Genomic DNA, 18,797 nt, shown 5'->3' with positions numbered 1-18,797 from the left:
TAGTAGAATAAAACCCAACCAAGGAACTGTCAGGAGTAAATAGTATGGTTCTTGCCAATAGCTATGCCAAGCATCTGCACCAGGGATTTTAAAACGTCCGTTATGAAACTCGATTTTAAATCGGTCAGAGCTATTTTTAACGTTTGTATTTCTGGTCAAATGGGTTGTTTTTCTGGGATTAAAGGGTGGTAACATATGGCATTATGTTGGGCTTACATTTGAGATCTAGCCGATAATCAAATCAAAAATGAAGTTAACCCTCTTTCATCACTTTCGGAGATATCGATTGCTAAAACCCTTATATCGAGGTAGGTTGACAAAATCAACTATAATTTTTGATGATTATTAGAAAATAATCAGTTGAAAGTACTCTAGATAAAAGTTTCAGAATATAGAAATGGGAAAATTTTTCTCAGACTGATAAAAGAGGGTTATTCTTAGCACTAGACCTGTGGGGACTACAGAGAGGGTAAAAAAGACGATGGAATCAGGGATTGAATCAAATAATCTTCCCAAACATGAGAGACTATTAAATCATTATTCATTCAGCAACGCCTCATTTTTGTTTAAATACCGATAAGAAGAAAGACACATCAGATTAATGATGTGTCTCTTGTTCTAATCAATAATTAATAGCTCGACTCAATTCTACAAGCGATCGACTATTTAGTTTCAGAAAACTCGGCATCAATTACATCGTCGCCACCTTCGCTACCGCCAGAAGGAGCATCTTCAGAGGGAGCTTCGGCTCCTGGTGCGCCAGCAGTAGGATCGGCTGCGCCTTCACCTTGTTGGTAAATGTTACTACCGATAGTGTATAAAGTTTGCTGTAGTTCGGGTAGAAGCGTTTTGATTTTCTCGTCGTCTTCTGAAGCAACAGCCTCTTTAAGTTCTTTGATTTGAGTTTCAGCTTTTTCTTTATCGACCGCAGGTACTTTATCGCCCAGTTCGGTAAGTTGTTTTTCTGCTTGATAGACTAAAGAATCAGCTTGGTTCTTGCGATCGATCGCTTCGCGACGTTCTTTATCCGCAGCAGCATTAGACTCTGCTTCCTGTACCATGCGATCTACTTCATCATCGGGTAGAGTAGATGCGCCAGTAATACTGATGGACTGTTCTTTGCCAGTACCTTTGTCTTTCGCAGTTACGTTTAAGATACCATTAGCATCAATGTCAAAAGTAACTTCGATTTGAGGTACGCCACGAGGTGCGGGAGGAATTCCATCTAGACGGAAAGTTCCCAAACTCTTATTATCTTTGGCAAATTCTCTTTCCCCTTGAAGAACGTGGATTTCCACATTAGTTTGTCCGTCAACGGCAGTAGAGAAAGTTTCCGACTTCTTGGTAGGAATAGTAGTGTTGCGAGGAATAATTTTAGTCATTACTCCACCTAGAGTTTCTACACCCAAGGATAGAGGAGTTACGTCTAGAAGCAAGATATCTTTGACTTCACCAGCCAAGACACCAGCTTGAATAGCTGCACCAATTGCTACTACCTCATCGGGGTTTACAGTCTGGTTGGGATCTTTACCCAATACTTTTTTGGTGACATCGACAATCGCGGGAATACGAGTCGAACCACCAACCATTACTACTTCGTCGATCGCATCTTTAGATAGCTTAGAATCTTTGAGAGCCTGCTCTACAGGAACGCGACAGCGATCGATTAAGTCGGAACACAATTCCTCAAATTTAGCTCTAGTCAGAGTCAAATCAAGGTGTTTTGGACCATCTTGAGTGGCAGTAATAAAGGGGAGGTTAATATCTGATTGAGTCGCGCTAGAAAGTTCGATTTTTGCTTTTTCTGCTGCTTCAGTCAGACGTTGTAAAGCCTGATTATCTTTACGGAGATCGATACCTTCGTTTTTCTGGAATTCGCCCGCTAGATAGTCAACGATTTTTTTATCAAAGTCGTCACCACCTAAGTGAGTATCCCCAGCAGTAGCTAATACTTCAAATACACCGTCACCCACTTCGAGGATGGAAACGTCAAAAGTACCACCACCCAAGTCAAATACTAAGATTGTTTCGTTACTCTTCTTGTCTAGACCATAAGCTAGAGAAGCTGCAGTAGGTTCGTTGATGATCCGCAATACTTCAACCCCAGCAATTTTACCAGCATCTTTAGTAGCTTGACGCTGAGAGTCGTTAAAGTATGCAGGAACGGTAATCACTGCTTGGGTAACTTTTTCGCCGAGATATTTACTAGCATCTTCGATTAGCTTGCGTAGAACTTGAGCCGAAATTTCTTCTGGTGCAAACTTTTTATCTTGTGCGGGACAATTTAACTTAACGTTGCCATTGCCATCGCGGATTACTTCGTAGGCTACTTCCTTAGTCTCGTTAGTCACTTCATCGTATCTACGTCCGATGAAACGCTTAACAGAATAGAAAGTGTTGCCAGTGTTCATCACAGCCTGACGTTTAGCAATCTGACCTACTAAAAGGTCGCCGTTTTTTGCGTAAGCGACAACTGAGGGGGTAGTTCTAAAACCTTCCGCGTTAGCGATAACTGTGGGCTTGCCCCCTTCCATCACTGCTACACAAGAGTTAGTAGTTCCTAAGTCAATACCAACAACTTTTGCCATACTCTAAATAAATACTCCGTATTTAACAACTAAAACTAAAACTTTTTTTTGGCAGTGCAATATATAAATATAGTGCGACAGACGATTTCCAATTCTTATCGGTTCGATCGACTCCCCTCAGTTTTGAATCATCTGTATACATAGTGCAAGCTGATACTGGTTCTGCGGTAGTGTAGTTTTCCGAACCTCGACATTTTTGAAAGGAATAAAAGATGAGGAAGTAGGAAGTAAAAAGTAGCTACGATTTTCGCGTCTACTTATCTCTGAAAGTTACAAAAAGACAATATTAATTCTGAAATTGGTAATAAATTACGCGATCGCTATCAAGAATTAAGAGTTAATGTAAAAGGTAAAGACGCTCTAATTAGAATCCTTTTCAAGGCTACCCGTTTGCTATTTTATGAACTAGTCAACGAAATAATTGCCTAGACAGAAAGTTTGGTAAGCTAATTATCGGAAAAAAACAGGTAACGCTACTGATTAGCCGTGCCAATATTATTAAACATACTCGTGTAAGCAATGAATAGTGAAGACAACTCTCGCAATAAGCCCCGTTCTCAAGGTGGATCTAATTTAGAAGAAATTCGCGCCACCAGAATTGAAAAGATAGCTCAAATCAAGGAATTGGGCTTGAATCCCTATGCTTATAAGTGGGAGTCTAGTCATCATGCTGCCCAGTTACAAGAAAAATATAGCGATTTAGCTGCGGGTGAAGAAGTAGAAGATAGAGTTGCGATCGCAGGTAGAATTGTTGCCCGTCGCGTTTTTGGGAAGTTGGCGTTTTTTGAATTGCAAGATGAAACGGGCAAAATCCAGCTTTATTTGGAAAAGAAAAGAATTAATAACACCATGTCAGAAGATTTGGTGGGGGCATTCAACCATCTGAAAAAGCTTTCCGATACAGGAGATATTTTAGGGGTTAAAGGTACGATCAAACGCACTGAAAAAGGCGAGCTTTCGGTATATGTCAGCGAGTATCAGATCTTGACTAAATCTTTATTGCCATTGCCCGATAAATGGCATGGTTTGACCGATACAGAGAAACGCTATCGCCAGCGTTATGTAGATTTAATTGTCAATCCCCAGGTAAGGGAAACCTTTCGTATTCGGGCGAAAATTAGCGCGGGTATTCGTCGCTATCTAGAAACTAGAGACTTTTTGGAAATCGAAACTCCCGTCTTGCAAAGCGAGGCTGGGGGGGCGGAAGCTCGCCCTTTTATTACCTATCACAATACTTTGGAGATGGATTTATATCTCCGCATCGCTACGGAATTACACCTAAAAAGGTTAATTGTCGGTGGTTTCGAGCGCGTCTTTGAAATGGGTAGAATCTTCCGTAACGAAGGGGTTTCTACTCGTCACAACCCCGAATTTACTTCCATTGAGGTATACCAAGCATATGCTGACTATCATGACATGATGGCATTGACTGAAAACATGATTGGTGGAGTAGCCCAAGAGGTATTGGGTACGACTAAAATCAACTATCAAGGAGAAGAAATCGATCTGACTCCTCCCTGGCGCAGAGTCACCATGCACGAAGTAGTTCAAGAAGCTACTGGGGTAGACTTCGCTCAATTCGATGACTTTGAATTGGCTAAGAGTGCAGCCCAAGCAGCAGGAATTGAAGTACCCGCAGACTGCAAAACTGTTGGCAAACTATTAAACGAGGCTTTCGAGCAAAAAGTAGAAACTGGTTTAATTCAGCCTACTTTTATCATCGACTATCCCCTAGAAATATCTCCTCTAGCAAAACCCCATCGAGATAAACCAGGATTAGTAGAAAGATTCGAGTTATTTATCGTTGGTAGAGAAACCGCTAATAGTTTCTCGGAGTTAACAGATCCTTTAGATCAACGAGCCAGACTAGAAGCCCAAGCAGCTAAAAAAGCTGCAGGAGATCTCGAAGCCAACGATATTGATGAAGACTTTCTCGCCGCCTTGGAATATGGGATGCCTCCTACTGGTGGTTTGGGCATTGGGATCGATCGCTTGGTGATGTTATTAACCGACTCTCCTAGCATTCGCGATGTGATTGCTTTTCCTCTCTTGAAAAATCAAAGTAGCGCAATCAAAGAGTTTGATTACGATGGGGAGCAAAAAATTCTGCGGATTAGTTTTGGTAGCGGTAGCATATATAAATATTTCGACGTACCCGAAAAAATTTATCAGGAGTTAAAATCTACTAGTTCGGTAGGTCAATATTTTAATTCCCAAATTAAAGATAAATTTGGTTGCGATCGTGAAATTTAGTCGTAGCAAATAGCGATAAAACTCTAATAGATCCCTTAGACAACCCCCTTTCAACGGGGGTTTGGGAGAATCTGAACGATACAGACTTGATAATTACTAACCACCAATACCAATGAATAATTCAGATCGCAAGTTTGCTTTATTAGTATTAGGAATTCCTTTAGTGGGCTTGGTATATTGCGGTTTAGGTATTACAGCAATGGCTTCTAGCACCACAATTAGAGAGCATCCCGTTATTTCTGGAGCGATTTTTATCTTGTTACCATTTATCATTGCAGTCTACACTTGGATTTCTGCTTCAGCTAAAGCTTATAAGAAATAAAAAAATACGTATATAGACATGGCTTATTAATTTTTTAGATACTTTCAGCGGTTACTCAGAAAGAATTAAGTTCGGCAATCGATATTAATAAATGTACTGAAAGAAAAATTTTACTTGAGACAACGCACCATGAAATTTCTTAAACTTCCTACTTTGACTTTAGCAGTTTTACTCTCTTTTGGCACAGTAATACCCGCTGAAGCTAATGTCTTCGGTCGATTACTTCAGAAAAAACAGCATAGTTCTCATCAACAACACCATCAAACCCATCATCCTCATCGCGGACATCATCAAGCTAATTCCCATCGTCGAATTTATTACAGGAATTCCAACCGTTATTGGTCTAACCATAATAATCGACACCATTTTTCCCGAAGAAGAGTCTTTAATCCTTCAAGAAGTTATGGTAATTGGCATGGTAGGCATTAAAGGTTATGGTCATTTCTGATAAGAAGCAAAATGACTACATTTTAATTAATTTCCGTCCCTGTAACTGCGATGATAAGAGGAATTATGGAACGGGTTTTTGAACCAAGTGCGTTAGTAGAAGCTGGTTTGTCTGACTACTACTTAGTCGAAGAATTTCAAGCTAAATCCAGGGGTATGGCGATCGCTCTGCCCTACTCCACTGTGGTTGTCCATCGCTCAAATGAGCCTCGTAGTTAACTAATTAACGAATTTCTTAACTTGTCACGATTGGGTAAGGGGTAAAGGGACAATCAAAGCACCTTTTCCCATTCACCATTCCCCCTTAACCAATTTCTGATTTAGAGATTGAAACTAAATCAAATGTAGTGGAAGTGGACTAAAAAATAATTAAGTGTTTGAGGTTTAGAGCCAAGGAGAAGATACGATCCAAGAAAATCTTCTATCTTGGTCAATAATTTCATGTCGGAAATCGATCGCTCTGGTAACTCTTTTATCTCGACCGAAGATAAAAAATTTTTTGTTGTCGGTATTGGCGCATCAGCTGGTGGTTTGAGGGCATTAGAAGGATTCTTCGAGGAGATGCCAACCGATAGTGGAGCAGCTTTTGTCGTCATCCAGCATCTTTCCCCAGATTTTAAAAGTTTGATGAAAGAATTGTTGGAAAGACGCACTCGTATGGCGATCTATCGAGTGACTGAAGGGATGGAATTAGAGCCTAATTCAGTTTATTTGATTCCTCCTGGGAAAAATTTGGTTTTAGAAAAGAAAAAGTTACATTTATTGGAGCAAGAAGAAAGAAATCGTCACGGCTTAAATTTTCCCATTGATATTTTTTTAGAATCGTTAGCCAAAACCCATGAAGAAAGATCGATCGGCGTAATTCTGTCGGGTACTGGCAGCGATGGTACTAATGGTTTGCGAGCGATTAATGAGGCGGGAGGCTTTGCCATGGTACAAGAGCCTGAAACTGCCGAGTTTGATGGGATGCCTCGTACCGCGATCGCCACAGGGGTAGTAGATCGGATACTGTCTCCTGCGGAATTAGCACGGGCGATCGATCGTGTAGTGCGATCGCCCAACCTTCCAGATAAAGAAGATAAAGATCGGAACAAGGTATTGAGTTCTCAGAGTCTGAAGCGGATTGCTACAATTTTAGCCCAACACGAAGAAACGGATTTTTCTCACTATAAAACGAGTACCCTATCTCGACGCATCCAACGACGCTATTTAATTAGCGGCTGTCAGAATTTAGATGAATTTATTCGTCTGCTAGAGAGTTCTTCAGAAGAAAGAGCCATCTTGCGCCACGATCTTTTAATTAGCGTCACCCAGTTTTTTCGCGATCGCCATGCTTGGGATTTTTTAGAAAAGGAAGTTATACCCCAATTAATTGCTCAAGCCAATCCTCAAGAGGAAATTCGCTGTTGGGTAACGGCTTGTGCTACGGGAGAAGAAGCCTATTCCCTGGCTATTTTGCTAGACGAAGCGGTAGCCGAAGCCGATAAAGTAGTTCGATTTAAAATCTTTGCTACGGATATTGATAAGTCGGCATTAGAGAAAGCCACCCAAGGAATTTATGCCCACACGATTACTAATGATATTAATCCCGAACGTTTAGAACGTTATTTTCTTAGAAAAGATAATTCTTGGCAGGTAATTCGCAAACTGAGGGAAAAACTTTTGTTTGCTCCCCACGACTTAACTAAGGATGCTGGTTTTACCCGCATGAATTTAATTAGCTGTCGTAACGTGCTGATTTATTTACAGTCTGACTTGCAACAACAGGTATTGCGCAATCTCCATTTTTCTCTGGCATCCAAGGGCATTATTTTTTTAGGAGAAGCAGAAACCCTCGGCTATATCGAACCAGAATTTCAGCACCTAGATAAGAAAAGCAAAATCTATCAAAAACGTCGAGACATCCGTCTCAATCTGCCCGTCAAGGGAGTTGAGAAAATTTCCCGTCAACTTTTGCCCAATCTGGCGGTTAAAAACAATCGAGAAAATCGCCTCGAACCGATGTTAGATAAAGCCTTTAGTACTTTTTTATCTAAATATCGAGCTACTTGTTTTCTGGTAGATCGCGAATCCCGCTTGTTTCATACCTTTAACGATAATCTCAACCTGCTCAAAGTACCCACAGGGAGGACAACCACCGACATTACTAAAATGATCGCTGGGGAGCTACAACTTCCTTTAATTACTGCCCTCCATCGAGCCAAGAGAGAGCGATCGCCCGTATCTTATTTGGGGATAAAGATGGAAGGGGAAACCAGAGAATGCAGCCTTAAGTTAGAAGTTAGCTATCACGAAAGCAATAAACTAGCAGATGACTTCTTTTCGATCGTGATTCAAGAAGATGAAACCCCTTCCCCAGTCTCGGGAGAACGTTTTGAAGCGGATGCGGAAGCTTCCCAAAGAATAATGGAGTTGGAGTACGAACTTCAACAAACTCGGGAAAACTTACAGGCGGTAATTGAAGAATTAGAAACTACCAACGAAGAACAACAGGCAACCAATGAAGAATTAACTGCTTCCAATGAAGAATTGCAAAGTACCAATGAAGAATTACACTCGGTAAATGAAGAGCTATATACCGTTAATGCGGAATATCAATCAAAAATCGGCGAACTAACCGAATTAAATAATGATATTGATAATTTACTCCGTAGTACGGATATTGGGGTGGTTTTTCTCGATCGCAACTTAAAAATTCGTAAGTTTACCCCCGCAGCAACCGTAGCCATTAATTTAGTTGAAGCAGATATCAATCGCCCCCTCGAACACATTACCCACAACCTTAACTGCCACAATTTGATCGAATTGTTGGAGACAGTAATTGAAAATCAATCAAGTTTGGATAAGGAAGTCAAACTGGTTAAACAGGATTTTCATTTCTTGATGCGGATCAATCCTTACCTATTAGAAGATGGTCGTTTAGATGGAGTAGTCATTTCCTTTATTGATGTTGACGAACTAAAAACCATTCAACAACAAATTCATCTGGTTAACCAAGAACTCCAACAGTCTGAGTCCCAATTACAACAACTCAATCAAGACTTAGAAAGAAGGGTAGAAGAAAGAACTCAAGCATTACAAAAATCCGAAGCCAGATTGAGGGCTATTTTAGACACCACCTCGTCAATGGTCTATCTCAAAGATACTCAAGGACGCTATTTACTAGTCAACAAGCAATATGCAGAACTATTAGGTCTTCAAGAAACCGACATCTTAAATAAACAAACCTACGATATTTTTCCTCAATTCATTGCCGAGATCTTAAATACCAACGATCGCCAAGTACTAGAAACCCAATCGGTTCTCAAGTTTGAAGAACAAATTCCCCTAAGAGATGGTAGCTTTCGTACTTATATCGCCACTAAAGCACCCCTATTAAACGAAGATGGGGAAATCTACGCCATGTGCGGGATCTCTACCGATATCAGCGAACAAAAAGCCACTGAAGCAGAATTAAGAGAAAGTGCGGTTAGGGAAAGAACCGTACTCAATCTTGTGCGAAAAATCCGCGAAAGCCTAGAATTAGACGAAATATTTCAAATTACCACCGAACAACTAAGAACGACTTTGAAATGCGATCGCGTGGTTCTCTATCAATTTCATCCCGATTGGAGTGGCGATTTTGTCGCCGAATCCATCGACTCTGGGGTTACTCCTTTAGTGGGCAATACTCTAGAAACTGGTTGGACTGATACCTGTTTGCAAGAAACCAAAGGAGGGCGTTGCAATCATCAGGATGTCTTTGTGGTTGAAGATCTCCAAACAGCTAGTTTAACCGACTGTCATCGCGCCATGTACGAACGAATCCAGGTGCGAGCTTTTTGTATTACGCCGATTTTTCAGGGCGATCGATTATGGGGTTTACTTGCTGCCTACCAAAATCAGCAACCCAGAACCTGGAGAGAAGGAGAAATTCGCTTGCTGACTCAAACAGGCATTCAATTAGGTATCTCCATCGCCCAAGTGGATCTCTTTCAACAAATTCAACACCAAACTTGGCAATTACAACAAGCAAAAGAAATTGCCGAAACTGCCAATCAAGCTAAAAGTGCCTTTATCGCTCATACCAGCCATGAATTACGCACCCCTCTCAATGCGATTCTAGGTTTTGCCCAAATATTGCAACGAGAATCGGGTTTCAACCCCCAACAACAACAAGGTATTGAGACAATTCAACGTTCGGGACAACATTTACTTACTTTAATTAACGATATTCTCTACATCGCCAAAATTGAAGCGGGCAAACTCAATTTAGAGTTTAAAGATTTTCTGCTCTCCTCCTTTTTAGAAAATCTAGAAGCAATGATTCGGATTCGCTGTCAGCAAAAAGGCATTGAATTCGAGCATCAAATTCTCAGCGATTTACCTGAATTAGTTAGAGGCGACGAAACCCGCTTGCGTCAATTACTGCTCAATCTTCTCAGTAATGCAGTGAAATTTACCGCTCGCGGTAAGATTACCTTTAAAGTTGGTTATGTGAGGGATTTTAACCCCCGAGAAACCGAGGGAGATAAAATTCGCTTTCACATTGCCGACACGGGAATCGGCATCTCTCAAGATCGATTAACCGAAATCTTTTTACCTTTTCGTCAATTAAATAGCGATCGCTCTTCCCAAGAAGGTACGGGATTGGGTTTGAGTATTTCCCAAAACATCGTCGAACAAATGGGCAGCAAAATAGAAGTTGTTAGTACTCTAGGAAAAGGTAGCCAATTCTGGTTCGATCTAAATTTTCTCGATCCTGAAAACTCAGTTTTAGAATCACCCAAAACTAATTTTTGTTTAGACATTACAGGCTATCAAGGAGAGAGACGCAAAATTTTAGTGGTAGACGATCTGGAAAACAATCTCGATGTGTTAATTAATTTCTTAATTCCTCTAGGTTTTGAAGTCATTCCCGCCAATTCTGGAACTGAAGCAATTTCTCTGACTCAAGAACGTCAACCAGATTTAGTGATTTTAGATTTAGTCATGCCCGAAATGGACGGTTTAGCCGTCACCGAAACTTTAAGGCAAGAAATAGGCAGCCAAGATTTACCGATTATCATTGTTTCTGCTAGTACTCTTCCTCGGGATGAATCTCAATGCTATAAAGTGGGAGCAAATGCTTTTTTAGCCAAACCCCTCAACTTCGAGCAATTATTACGACTTTTAGAGCAACATCTCCAATTAAAATGGATTACCAGCAATGGCGAACTGCGATCGCTTTTAGATGCAGAAACTTCCATCCCACCCCAGATCGAATCTCCATCGATGGTATTGCCTAGCAATGCAGAATTAGAAGAACTTTTAAATCTAGTCATGCAAGGAGATATCAGAGGAGCACTAGCCGAAATTGAACGCCTGCAAAGCGATCGAGCCGAACTAGCATCTTTTATCAAACAAATTCGTCCTTTAGCAGAAACCTGTCAGCTAAGAAAACTCAAAGAATTACTTAAAGAATTACTTAAAGAATATCTGTCTAACAATACACGATGGAAGCCTTAACTAATAACTAATAACCTAGAGTGGCAAAATAGACTGGAGTAGTTTGGTTTCCTGTTCCAGTAAATAAGTACCTAAACAAAATTAGTTACACATTTGGGAGACGGGGAGACTGGGGGACAAGGAGACTAGGAGATATTATCCCGCTTGACGGGACTGGGAGAAATATTTAGCCAATTTAGTGCATCTTCATGGAGAATTGGTATTAGATTAATTATTAGCAAATTAATTAAGCAGCATCTCGATCTTCATAGCCAAATAGATTTTTGGGACGGTAATCATCCACTCTAGACCATCGTTCGATTGCACTTGAATGCAAAGAATCAAAATCTACTTTCCTTAAATGACGACGAGCAAACATCAAAATACCTTTAGGAGTATTGTTAAAAGGAATAGTTGAATCGGGATAAATTCCATCGATAACTTTGTTCTCATCAAACTCTAGCCCTAAAGCTTTACTTTCATCGATTATCCACTGTAACGCCCCATCAGATAGCCCACTGTGTTCTTTTACTCCACCACCAACGCAACCATGATTCCCTGGAAACCAAAATTGACGGAGAGTTTGCTTGGGATTTTTAGAACTCTTGACCATTGGAGTAACATCAAAAACTTTTCTAATTTCATCAATAGCCACTGCATGACGAGCGTTATCAATAATAGGACTTAGAGAAGTGTCGTGAAATTGGTATTTCTCGTTAATCCATTCGTCTATGGGTAGCCAAGGAATTTGGTCGGGAATTCCTAACGCACCTACTGTATCCCAACAGCCAAGCAATTTAATAGATACATAACGACTATTTTCTCTACGGAATCTAATCGCTTTTTCTGTATTAGGAGTGCTAATAGCTCCTGGTTTGGTTCTCTGTCGATAAAGTTTATAAGCTTTAGGAGCTTGACGAATTTTGTGACGATAAAGCAAACCAGAACAGTAAATCAATCCAGCCAAACTACGAACCGTATAAGCTCCACGGCTGAAACCATATAGATAAATTTCATCTCCTTCATCATAGTTTAAGCACAAAAAGCGGTAAGCATCTTGAATGTTTTGGTCGATACCACGTCCTGAAAGTCCACCAATAAGCTTGTCAACTTGACCTCCTGTGCCTATTCCTTCATCGTAAAAGACAATTTGTGGTGTATTATCTCCAGCTATAGGTTTAATTGCTTGAGTAATTTTAACGACATTAGTTGGGTAATCACTAGATAACTTTTGCCAAGTCCCGTCACAGCAAACTATTAAGCGTTTCATAACTGTCTTTTAGTAAGGTTTATTATTTGCTTTTAACTTAGGAATCAATATTAATTTTTATGCCATTATTCCTCAAGTTGGCTTTCCAACAAGAGCAAGTAATTAAAATTAGGTTCGATGGGTATCCTGACGAGCGACCCCACCAAAGCCCTCTAATTTTATTTGTCTTTTCTGCCAGTAGATCCTCGGTAAAATATACATACAATCTCTTTGCATTTTGTTTAATTATTTTCATGAAAAAAATATATTACACCTTTAATTTCAGTGCCATAATTTAATCATGAATAAGTATCTGGTTATTGTTTTATACTCTTGAAAAATGCAAACTATAGTTTTATTTAATAGGAGTATTGTAATCTAGCATTAGATTTTTCTAACAATGGCAATCTACAAAATTTTGTTAATTAATTATGTTTGTTTTTTCTGGCAAAAATTGACGCTCTCATGATTATGCTAGAGACACAATATAAATATATTTACTTATATATCTACTTAAATCATGTCGAATAAAATTAGTATTCAACTAGATCGAACTATTTTAATACTATTTAAATGGTTAGAGAGTCGCTCGACGGAAGAGGCTTTGGCATGGCTAAATGGCAAAATAGCAGTAATTACTCAGACAACTTCTGAAAAAATTCTATTTACTACTTTTAGTGCCGTACCTCGTTATATGGGTAAAGCAGAACTCAATTTATCTATTGACGAACTAGAAAATGCCAATCAACTGATTCAAGGCTGGAAGCCGATTAATTGGACTGTAGACCAAGTTGGACGTACTCTGTTGCTTCTCCACTTTGAGAGTCAAGACCGAGATCGCTATGTTGCCACTATCGATAAAATTTTAGCAGCAGCAGATGTCGGCGAAACGGTAGCTTTTTATCAAAGTCTGCCTTTACTGCCTCATCCTGAAGCATTCCGATTGCGTGCAGCCGAAGGAATCCGCTCTAATATGACTTCGGTATTTAATGCAGTGGCGTTAAATAATCCCTATCCTGCTAAATATTTAGATGATTTAGCTTGGAATCAAATGATACTTAAAGCTTTGTTTGTCGGTACTCCCTTACATCCGATTTACGATTTAGAACGTCGTAATAATCCGCAATTGTGCCAAATCTTAATTGATTATGCTAACGAAAGATTGGCAGCAAAAAGAACAGTCAGTCCAGAACTTTGGGAATTAGTGAAACCTTTTAACCCCAAAATTGTGACTAAGCTCAAGCAATTATCCCAAACTGTTTGTAGCTAAACAAAACTTTTTAATTTATATATTTTAATTCTTTTTAACTACAAAAATAATTGAACAAAATAATGCTAAATAATATGATGCTGATCGATCCTCACGTTCACATGAGTGCTAGAACTACGGATGATTATCAGGCAATGGCAAAAGCTGGAATAGTCGCCGTCATCGAACCTGCTTTTTGGCTGGGACAACCGCGCACTAGCGTCCATACCTATCAAGATTATCTTAGTTCTTTAGTTGGTTGGGAGAGATTTCGTGCCAGTCAATTTGGCATCAAACACTATTGCACTATCGGTTTAAACTCCAAAGAAGCCAACAACCCCAGCCTAGCCGAAGCAGTAATGGAAATTCTACCTTTGTATGCGTGCAAAGAAGGAGTAGTGGCTATTGGCGAAATTGGCTATGACGACATGACGACCGCAGAAGATAAGTACTTCCGTCTCCAGCTAGAACTAGCCAAGGAATTAGACTTGCCCGTCATGATTCACACACCTCACCGAGATAAAAAAGCGGGAACATCCCGTAGTATGGATGTTTGTATCGAACATGGTTTAGAACCTTCTCAGGTAATTGTCGATCACAACAACGAAGAAACAGCTAAAGAAGTATTGGATCGGGGTTTTTGGGCGGGATTTACTATTTATCCCAACACCAAAATGGGCAATGAAAGAATGGTAGAAGTAGTCAAACAGTATGGTAGCGATCGCATTATTGTTGATAGTAGTGCCGACTGGGGAGTAAGCGATCCTCTTGCCGTACCTAAAACCGCACAGTTGATGGCGATGCGAGGTATTCCTGAAGAACAAATTAAAGCTGTCTGCTACGGTAACGCACTTAAAGCCTACAGTCAAAGCGGTCAGATAGAAGAAAGCCACTGGCTCAATGGGACACCCATCGACCAACGGGAACTATATAGTGGCAACTCCGTATTAAGAGGACAAAAGCCACTTGTAGAAACAGATTCCGAACAATCAATGTTGATTGTTTAAGGTACGCAAGGATGTATTTTTATACGTCCCAACAACTATTAGACTTCTTGCGTGAGGTCAGGGAAAGCATCCGTTCGGGCATAAAGGGGAAAAGAAACATTTTTTATCGCCCCGTAGGAGATTTTAGTCAGGAGGGGTTCAATCCCTCGTCACGACTACTAGAGCCTAGAGCCTAGTGGCTAGAGCCTATGAAATCTTTAACCTTTAACCTTTAACCTTTTTCTCAAGCCTCAGCCAAGGTTTATTGGATTTATGCAAGAAGTCTATTGTCTTTTACTTATTTGCTCGATCGCTTAATAATTATGTCCGATCTAACTATCCAACGCAATTTCTCCTCTCTTTGGGCATATTTACAGCTAATTCGTCCTGCTAATATTATTACTGCTTGGGCAGATATCTTAATGGGGTGCGCTGCTGCGGGAATTTCTTGGGGAAATGCCGATTTTACTACTATTTTTTGGCTTATTCTCTCCACGACTGGACTCTATGGCGGTGGAGTTGTTTTCAATGATGTCTGCGATGCTTCCTTGGATGCTGTAGAACGCCCCGAACGCCCTCTTCCTAGCGGTAGAGCATCTTTGAAGGGTGCGATCGCTTTGGGGATTAGTCTTTTGGTCGTGGGAATTTTGTCGGCAGCAATGGTTTCTCTTTGGAGTGCAACGTTGGCTGCGTTCGTTGCAGCTATGGCTTTAATTTACGATATGTGGGGCAAACACCAAACATTCTTAGGTCCAATCAATATGGGGGTATGTCGGGGAGGCAACCTTTTGTTAGGGATAAGTGCTGTTCCATTGGCAATAAGCGATCGCTGGTATTTGGCTTTAATTCCTATTGTCTATATTGCAGCTATTACAGCTATTTCCCAAGGAGAAGTTTATGGCGGGAAGAAAATTACAGGTGTTATTGCGATCGCTTTAGTGTCCGTGGTTATCGGTAGCATCATTGCTTTGGCAACTTTACCTGAATATACCTTATCGATCGCTTTACCTTTTCTGTTACTGTTCGCTTTTTTGGTTTTGCCTCCTTTTATTAAAGCTGCGATTAATCCCAATGCCGAATTAATTCAAATGGCGGTAAAAGCGGGGATATTATCTCTAATAGTTCTGAATGCTACTATTGCTGCTGGCTTTGCTGGCTGGATTTATGGCTTATTGCTTCTAGTATTGTTACCTTTTTCTCGCTTCTTAGGAAAGATGTTTGCAATTACCTAGATTAGCTTTGATGAATTCCAATTTTTAAAATTATGCTAACCCAACAAAAAAAGATCGCTCGAAATTTTCAAGGTTCATCCTTACAGCAAAATATTGAGGTGAAATTTAGCTATAGCGTTCGCTTCACGAGAGGTTTGTTTGACAACACCAATTCTTTACTTGCTGAGGTCATAGGGGCAAACAGCAATACACCCAAATCGATTATTGTGGTGGTAGATTCGGGCTTATTAGAGCATCATCCTCAATTAATAGAGAAGATAACCAGTTATACCGATAGTTTTATCGATAAAATCAATTTAGCTGCTCGACCCATAATTGTTCCAGGGGGAGAAACATCAAAAAATAATCCTGCTTTAGTAGAAAAGATTCAGCAAGTCATCGAACGGGCAAAAATCTGTCGCCACTCCTACGTACTAGCTATTGGTGGCGGTGCGGTGGTAGATATGGTTGGTTATGCTGCTGCTACTGCTCACCGTGGCGTGCGTTTAATACGTATTCCGACAACGGTTTTGGCACAAAATGATTCTGGAGTAGGAGTTAAAAATGGTATCAATGCTTTTGGTAAGAAAAATTTCTTGGGTACTTTCGCTCCCCCTGTAGCAGTACTTAATGATTTTGATTTCTTAACCACTCTAAGCGATCGCGACTGGCGTTCTGGTATTGCAGAAGCAGTTAAGGTAGCTTTAATCAAAGACAAAAACTTCTTTGAGTTTATTCGCGATAATGCTCTCAATTTAGCCGATCGCGATGAGAAAGCAATGGAAGAGCTAATCTATCGTTGTTGTCAGCTACATCTCAATCACATAGCTACCTATGGCGATCCTTTTGAAATGGGTTCTTCTCGTCCCCTTGATTTTGGTCATTGGTCGGCACACAAGCTAGAGCATCTAACCAATTATGGTTTGAGACATGGTGAAGCTGTGGCAATTGGCATGGCTTTGGACTGCACTTATTCTTATCTTACTGGGCTATTAAGTAAGGAAGATTGGCAGCAAATTATCGAGACGTTACAAGATTTAGGCTTTAAACTGTACGCGCCCGAACTATCTGAAGACCTAACTAATATAGAATCAAAAAATTCTATTTTTAGTGGAATAGCAGAATTTCGCGAACATTTAGGCGGTTCCCTAGCGATTATGCTGCTGGAAAAAATAGGTACGGGATTAGAAGTCAACGAAGTCAGTATTTCGACTTATGTAGAAGCAATCTTGATGCTACAACAAATTGAGGCTAAAATCCCAGTCAATTAATAGCAGCTTATTTTAACCATTCAATCAGTTAACTGATAACTGATAACTGATAACTGATAAAACCCATAATTACCGTGAAGCTAGCAAACAATAATAATCTACATTTAACTTACTGCACTAATATTCATTCGGGGGAAACTTGGTCGGAAGTTTTCCATAACTTAAAACAATATCTGCCTCAACTAAAAACTCGCCTATCTCCCGATCATGCTTTTGGAGTCGGCTTGCGCCTGGCGGATATTGCTGCCAAAGAGATATTAACGGGAGATAATTTAGTTCAATTTAAAAATTGGTTAGAGTCAGAAGATTTGTATGTCTTTACCCTCAATGGTTTTCCTTATGGCGAATTTCACCATCAAGTAATTAAAGATAAAGTATACGCCCCCGACTGGACTAAACCAGAACGCCTCGAATATAGTCTCAGACTAATTAAAATCTTAACTGAGTTACTTCCTCAAGGTATTGACGGGGGAATTTCTACCGTACCCCTATCCTATAAACCTTGGTGGCAAAACTCCGAGCAAAAAGAAAAAGTCTTGCATCAAAGTAGTCTTTATTTGGTTCGGGCGGTTGGGGAAATGGCAGAAGTTTATCAAAAGACAGGTAAGCTAATTCACATCGATCTCGAACCCGAACCTGACGGAATGGTAGAAAACAGTCAGGAAGTTATTAGCTTTTTTCAAGATTGGTTGCTGCCTGTTGGTCAACAATGGTTGCATCTCAATTCGGGAGTCAGCCATCTAGAGGCAGAAAATTTAATCCGCCAACATATTCGAGTTTGTTATGATACCTGCCATTTTGCGATCGAATATGAAGAGCCTCAAGACATTATCCAAAGCTTTAAAGATGCAGAGATAAAAATAGGCAAAATTCAGCTTAGTTCGGCAATTAAAATCAATATACCGCCAGAAACAGCCCAACGCCAGCAGATATTGGAGAAACTTACTCCTTTTGCCGAATCTACTTATCTTCATCAGGTAATTGCCCGCTATAGTGATGGAAAACTCGCACGCTATGCCGATTTATCTGCTGCCTTAGAACATTTGATAGCTACAGAGGCAAAAGAATGGCGTACCCATTTTCACGTACCAATATTTCTGGCTAACTACAAGCTATTTGAATCCACACAAGATTGTATCGCCCAGCTTTTACAGATGTTGCCGAACGACAATATTGGCAATCACTTAGAAATTGAAACCTATACCTGGGAAGTGTTACCGCCTGAAATGAAGTTAGACATTATGACTTCTATCGAAAGGGAATATCAGTGGGTTCTATCAAAAATCGATAATTAATAGATAAATAACTAATTTAATAATGCATAAAACCGCTGTTCTGAATGTAGTAGGCTTAACTCCCGAATTAATTGGGGAACATACGCCATTTTTATCTAGCTGGCAAAAAAAAGGTAACACTACCTCCATTAAGCCAGTTTTGCCCGCCGTTACCTGCACTGCCCAAGCCACCTACTATACAGGAGAAAATCCCACTACCCACGGTATTGTGGCAAATGGTTGGTATTTTCGCGATGAGTGCGAAGTCAAACTGTGGCGACAGTCCAATCACTTAGTTGAATCACCGAAAATTTGGGATAAAGCTAAAGCACTCAACCCTGAATTTACCTGCGCTAACTTGTTCGGTTGGTACAATATGTACTCTTCCGTTGATTATGCGGTTACGCCTCGCCCTATCTATCGTGCAGATGGTAAGAAATTACCCGATATTTACACCGAACCAATGGAATTGCGTCAATGG

13 protein-coding genes are annotated in these 18,797 nt (G+C 40.2%); 11 read left to right on the top strand and 2 right to left on the bottom strand.

Features of this window, described 5'->3' with window-relative positions:
- Window positions 1-662 precede the first annotated feature (662 nt).
- Window positions 663-2,588 carry a molecular chaperone DnaK gene (dnaK, locus tag AC33VI_RS07550; protein ID WP_491781654.1) on the bottom strand — a complete coding sequence of 642 codons (1,926 nt, stop codon included), beginning with the start codon at window positions 2,586-2,588 and terminating at the stop codon, window positions 663-665.
- Between the two features lie 519 nt (window positions 2,589-3,107).
- Between dnaK and lysS the strand changes: the two genes are divergently transcribed.
- The 5 genes from lysS (at window position 3,108) to AC33VI_RS07525 (ending at window position 11,097) form a co-directional block, all read left to right on the top strand.
- Window positions 3,108-4,841: a lysine--tRNA ligase gene (lysS, locus tag AC33VI_RS07545; RefSeq protein ID WP_491781653.1), complete on the top strand. Its 1,734-nt coding sequence runs from the start codon at window positions 3,108-3,110 to the stop codon at window positions 4,839-4,841.
- 112 nt (window positions 4,842-4,953) lie between these two features.
- Window positions 4,954-5,163 (top strand): hypothetical protein, encoded by a 210-nt coding sequence (locus AC33VI_RS07540; protein ID WP_491781652.1) that lies wholly within the window; start codon window positions 4,954-4,956, stop codon window positions 5,161-5,163.
- 205 nt (window positions 5,164-5,368) lie between these two features.
- Complete coding sequence (locus AC33VI_RS07535) at window positions 5,369-5,611, top strand: hypothetical protein (protein ID WP_491781651.1); 243 nt, start codon at window positions 5,369-5,371, stop codon at window positions 5,609-5,611.
- A 65-nt stretch (window positions 5,612-5,676) separates the two neighbouring features.
- Window positions 5,677-5,829 carry a hypothetical protein gene (locus tag AC33VI_RS07530; RefSeq protein ID WP_491781650.1) on the top strand — a complete coding sequence of 51 codons (153 nt, stop codon included), beginning with the start codon at window positions 5,677-5,679 and terminating at the stop codon, window positions 5,827-5,829.
- A gap of 222 nt (window positions 5,830-6,051) precedes the next feature.
- Window positions 6,052-11,097 (top strand): chemotaxis protein CheB, encoded by a 5,046-nt coding sequence (locus tag AC33VI_RS07525; RefSeq protein WP_491781655.1) that lies wholly within the window; start codon window positions 6,052-6,054, stop codon window positions 11,095-11,097.
- 226 nt (window positions 11,098-11,323) lie between these two features.
- Here AC33VI_RS07525 and AC33VI_RS07520 read toward each other — a convergent pair whose 3' ends face one another.
- Window positions 11,324-12,346: a T6SS phospholipase effector Tle1-like catalytic domain-containing protein gene (locus AC33VI_RS07520; RefSeq protein ID WP_491781649.1), complete on the bottom strand. Its 1,023-nt coding sequence runs from the start codon at window positions 12,344-12,346 to the stop codon at window positions 11,324-11,326.
- A 499-nt stretch (window positions 12,347-12,845) separates the two neighbouring features.
- Here AC33VI_RS07520 and AC33VI_RS07515 point away from each other — a divergent pair, with 499 nt between their 5' ends.
- From AC33VI_RS07515 to AC33VI_RS07490, 6 genes are all read left to right on the top strand, one after another.
- Window positions 12,846-13,595 (top strand): EboA family metabolite traffic protein, encoded by a 750-nt coding sequence (locus AC33VI_RS07515; protein ID WP_491781648.1) that lies wholly within the window; start codon window positions 12,846-12,848, stop codon window positions 13,593-13,595.
- Between the two features lie 62 nt (window positions 13,596-13,657).
- Entirely contained in the window at window positions 13,658-14,581 is a 924-nt protein-coding gene (locus AC33VI_RS07510) for a TatD family hydrolase (protein WP_491781647.1), read from the top strand.
- A 302-nt stretch (window positions 14,582-14,883) separates the two neighbouring features.
- Complete coding sequence (eboC, locus tag AC33VI_RS07505) at window positions 14,884-15,792, top strand: UbiA-like protein EboC (RefSeq protein WP_491781646.1); 909 nt, start codon at window positions 14,884-14,886, stop codon at window positions 15,790-15,792.
- Between the two features lie 32 nt (window positions 15,793-15,824).
- The gene (locus AC33VI_RS07500) at window positions 15,825-17,042 is read left to right on the top strand and encodes a 3-dehydroquinate synthase (RefSeq protein WP_491781645.1); all 1,218 of its coding nucleotides are present in this window, start codon (window positions 15,825-15,827) and stop codon (window positions 17,040-17,042) included.
- 74 nt (window positions 17,043-17,116) lie between these two features.
- A complete protein-coding gene (gene eboE / locus AC33VI_RS07495; RefSeq protein WP_491781644.1) occupies window positions 17,117-18,337 on the top strand; it encodes a metabolite traffic protein EboE in 1,221 nt (406 codons plus the stop codon).
- A gap of 22 nt (window positions 18,338-18,359) precedes the next feature.
- On the top strand, window positions 18,360-18,797 hold a 438-nt coding region (locus AC33VI_RS07490; RefSeq protein ID WP_491781643.1), incomplete at its 3' end, for an alkaline phosphatase family protein.

The sequence above is a fragment of the Waterburya sp. genome (assembly GCF_058530065.1).
Note: the sequence above shows the minus strand (reverse complement) of the source record. Positions and strands in the feature narration are given on the sequence as shown.

Coding starts and splice junctions, on each gene's coding strand:
- dnaK (WP_491781654.1), bottom strand. CDS start 2,588: ATGGCAAAAGTTGTTGGTATTGACTTAGGAACTACTAACTCTTGTGTA.
- AC33VI_RS07530 (WP_491781650.1), top strand. CDS start 5,677: ATGGAACGGGTTTTTGAACCAAGTGCGTTAGTAGAAGCTGGTTTGTCT.
- AC33VI_RS07515 (WP_491781648.1), top strand. CDS start 12,846: ATGTCGAATAAAATTAGTATTCAACTAGATCGAACTATTTTAATACTA.
- AC33VI_RS07540 (WP_491781652.1), top strand. CDS start 4,954: ATGAATAATTCAGATCGCAAGTTTGCTTTATTAGTATTAGGAATTCCT.
- AC33VI_RS07510 (WP_491781647.1), top strand. CDS start 13,658: ATGCTAAATAATATGATGCTGATCGATCCTCACGTTCACATGAGTGCT.
- AC33VI_RS07500 (WP_491781645.1), top strand. CDS start 15,825: ATGCTAACCCAACAAAAAAAGATCGCTCGAAATTTTCAAGGTTCATCC.
- AC33VI_RS07535 (WP_491781651.1), top strand. CDS start 5,369: ATGTCTTCGGTCGATTACTTCAGAAAAAACAGCATAGTTCTCATCAAC.
- AC33VI_RS07525 (WP_491781655.1), top strand. CDS start 6,052: ATGTCGGAAATCGATCGCTCTGGTAACTCTTTTATCTCGACCGAAGAT.
- eboC (WP_491781646.1), top strand. CDS start 14,884: ATGTCCGATCTAACTATCCAACGCAATTTCTCCTCTCTTTGGGCATAT.
- lysS (WP_491781653.1), top strand. CDS start 3,108: ATGAATAGTGAAGACAACTCTCGCAATAAGCCCCGTTCTCAAGGTGGA.
- AC33VI_RS07520 (WP_491781649.1), bottom strand. CDS start 12,346: ATGAAACGCTTAATAGTTTGCTGTGACGGGACTTGGCAAAAGTTATCT.